This window comes from Microbacterium sp., assembly GCF_043427715.1.
GTDB lineage: Bacteria > Actinomycetota > Actinomycetes > Actinomycetales > Microbacteriaceae > Microbacterium.
Map to the genome: position 1 here is coordinate 1 of NZ_JBHWTD010000078.1, position 3,516 is coordinate 3,516.

Sequence of the window (3,516 nt, forward strand, 5' to 3'; positions counted from 1 at the left end):
GGCGGCGGAGCCGCTGGGGGTGGGGAGGCACCGGCATCCGTCAGGGCGAACTGGACCAGCATGCGGCCGAGCCTCCCCCGTCCCGGCGGCTGATCGGCGATGTGGTCGGCGGCCTCGCCGCCGGCGGCGACGTGGTCCGCCCGCGTGGCGAGGGCGAGGAGCACGCGGCGGGGCATCAGCTCGACGAGGCGGCCGAGGCCGCCGGTCAACCGCTGCGCCGACACCACCAGGCGGACCCCCCGTTCCCGACCCCCGCGGACAACCTCCTCCAGCGAGTCGAGGGCCGCCGCGGCGTACTCGGACGGGAGCCGAGTCAGCAGGGTGTCGAGGTCGTCGAGCAGCACGGTGCACCCCCGCGGGGTGCCTGACAGCGTGTGCACCATGTCCCACGCGGCCTCGGGGTCGCTCGGGATCCGGACGGCGGTGGTCTGCGCCGCGATCGCGTCGAGCACTGCCGTGCGGCCGGAGCCCGCCGCTCCGACGACCGCGAGCGCGATGTCGGTCTCAGCCCAGCTGACCGCTCCCTGCCACTGCCGCTCCGGATCGTCTCCCATGCCGAGAATCACCTCGCCCGACTGCCGAAGCCCGGCGAGGTCGACGACCGCGGGCAGCGGCGGGAGCCACGGCCGCCGCGCCGGGGATGCGGATGTCCGGGCGACGACGCCGTCGAGGATGCCCGGCTCACAGCGCGCCACGCGCACCGGAACGGGAGCAGTGTCGCCGGCGCGGCGCACGAGCGCGACTCCCCGGGCGTGCGGACGCCCGGACAGCTTCGCGGCATCGTCCACTCCGAGCACCGTCCGCGAGTCCGCGGCATCCGTCACTCGGAGCGCGATCCGAAGCGGCGCATTCGCGAGAACGGCGTCGCGGAACACCCCCGTCGCGCGTTGCGCGGCCAGGATCAGGTGGATGCCGAGGGCGCGACCTCGAGCCGCGAGGTCGGCGAACAGCTCATGCAGGCCGGGGTGCGCAGCGACGAGGGCCGCGTACTCGTCGACCACGATCACGAGACGCCCGACGCTGTCGCCCGCTTCGGCGACGTCCCGGGCGCCGAGATCGGCCAGCTGCCGCTCGCGATGACGGACCTCCGCCCGCAGGCTCTCGATCGCGCGGAGTGCCGTCTGATCGTCGAGGTCGGTGAGCACTCCGGTGACGTGCGGAAGTGGGAGCAGGTGGTCGAATGTCCGGCCGCCCTTGAAATCGACCAGCAGGAACGCCACCTGCTGCGGCGTGTGGGTGGCGCACAGCGAGACCACCCAGGACGTCAGCAGTTCGCTCTTGCCGGCGCCCGTCACCCCGATGACGACGGCGTGAGGGCCGTCTGCGACCAGGTCGACCGCAAGCGGTTCCGCCGCGGCGGACGCGAATACGGCGGGCAGCGACGCGGCCGCACCGGGCGGGGCGGTCTCCCACAGCCGTTGGAGGGGCGGTGCCGCGTCGAGGCTCTGCCCGAGGGCTCGTTCGGCGCGGTCCGCGAGCATCGCCGCGAGCGCCTCCGCCTGCGACACGGCGACCGGCTCCACGGCGACGTCGTGGCTTCGGCCATCGAGGTCCAAGCGGGCCGTGGCCGGCCCGGTGAGGCGCAGCACCGCCCCGCAGCGCGGCGGAGGCGGATCGCCGTCGGCGACGGCGACGATCGGGATGTCGACGTCGGCGCCGACGAGGCCACCTCGTTCACGCACCTGCATCAGCAGGCCGGCCGGGGCATCGCGGTGAGGCGCGGCATCCGCCCACGCCGGCCCGTCCTCCCCGATGCGCACTCTGCCCGGAGGCCGGGCTAGGCACACCTGGAGAGCCAATGCGCGGACGACCGCGGCGGCCAGGTCCGGCGGCCCCACCACGGCGACCCCTGCGGTCAGGGGCACGACCACCGGCGCACGGTCGATCCGCGACGCGTCACGTCGCACCTCCCCGGCGGCGGGGTCTCCCTCGCCCCCGCCGATGCGGAGCGTGCTGAGGACCTCCCCCGATCCGACGACGAGGTTCTCGTCTCGATCGGTGACGGTGCGCCAGATCGTCTCCGGCCTGCGGAGGTATCCGCCGACGTCGGGATGCCGGGCCCACCTCTCGCTGCGCTCGGCGTCGTGCCGACGGTCGATCTCACCTCGCGCCTGTGCGAGGGCACGCGCGTTCTCCGAGCGCTCGCGGCGCCGGGTGCGCCGCGAGCCGCGCGCTGCATCGGCCATGGACGCCACCACGATGAGAGGACCGAGCAGCGTGAACAGCAGGGCGTACGCAGACCCTGTCACGACCCAGAGGACACCCGCTCCCACCATCGGGACGAGTGCGCTCAGGAGCGGAATCGGCGGACGCGGCGCCGGCGTGCTCGCACGCGGCAGGGTCACGGGTTCGTCGGTCGCGGAGAGGGGCGTCGCAGTCACCCGGCCAGGATCCGCTGCCGGGAGCGGGGCGCAGCACCCTCCGCCGGGCGCCTGTGGAGAAAGGCGGTCAGACCTCGTCGGTGGAGGAATCGGTGCGGGACACGTTGAGGACGATGATCGTCACGTTGTCGCGTCCGCCGTTCTCCAGGGCCGCTTCGAGCATCGCGTCGACGGCCTCGGCCGGATCCTCATGCTGCAGCAGGAAATGGAGGATGCCGTAGTCGGTGAGTTCCTTCGTCAGACCGTCGCTGCAGACGACGAATCGGTCGCCGTCCTGCACCTCGAGCCGCACGTAGTCGGGCACGACACCGTCACTCGGCCCCACCGCACGGGTGATGACGTTGCCGTACGGGTGGTTCTCCGCCTCCTCCGGACTCAGCCGACCCGCGGCGATGAGCTCCTGGACGACGGAGTGATCGGTGGTGACCTGCGCGAGCGCACCGTCACGGAACAGGTACACGCGGGAGTCGCCGATATTGAGGGTCACCCAGGTGGGCTGCTCGCCGGTCAGATCGAGGTAGACCCCGGTGACCGTCGTGCCGGTGCCCTCGTCGGTGGTTTCCGTGTGCGAGGCGATGTCGGCCACGGCGTTCTCGAGCGCCTTCTCGATCGTCTCGGGAGAGACGTCGCCGTCTCCGACGGCTGCCGAGAGCCGTTCGATCGCGCGGGAGCTGGCGATCTCACCACCGATGTGTCCACCCATACCGTCCGCGACCACGAACAGCGGGAACGCGGAGAGCACCGAATCCTGATTGTTCTCGCGCCGACGACCTCGATGCGTCACATCGGACCATCGCAGCTCGATCGTCCCGGTCGGCAATTGCACGACCCGGGACTCGGTGGCTTCGGGCACGCCCCCCACCCTTTCGTGATCGGTGCAGCGTCCTCACACTCTAATGGACGCGGGGCCCTCAGGCCGTCGTGCAACGCGTCCATTGCCCGCATTCGCCACCGGCGCTACGGTGACGCTGTGACGGCGCACGCGCTCCCGACGGCGCGGACGCCTCGCCGCCGCACATCGCGGACGACGCGAATCAGAGAAGGGCACCTGACATGAGCGACTCGGACTCCCCTCCCCCCGCCGGCGACGCGACCCCTCCTCCGGGGACGCCGGCCGATGGCGCGGGCGCTCCGC

General features: G+C 72.7%; 2 protein-coding genes. Both read right to left on the reverse strand.

Annotation, left to right across the window (positions count from 1 at the left end; all coding sequences use genetic code 11):
- On the reverse strand, positions 1 to 2,381 hold a 2,381-nt coding region (locus ACHFGS_RS08485), incomplete at its 3' end, for an FtsK/SpoIIIE domain-containing protein (RefSeq protein WP_394289364.1).
- 67 nt (positions 2,382 to 2,448) lie between these two features.
- Complete coding sequence (locus ACHFGS_RS08490; protein ID WP_394279483.1) at positions 2,449 to 3,234, reverse strand: PP2C family protein-serine/threonine phosphatase; 786 nt, start codon at positions 3,232 to 3,234, stop codon at positions 2,449 to 2,451.
- Positions 3,235 to 3,516 lie beyond the last annotated feature (282 nt).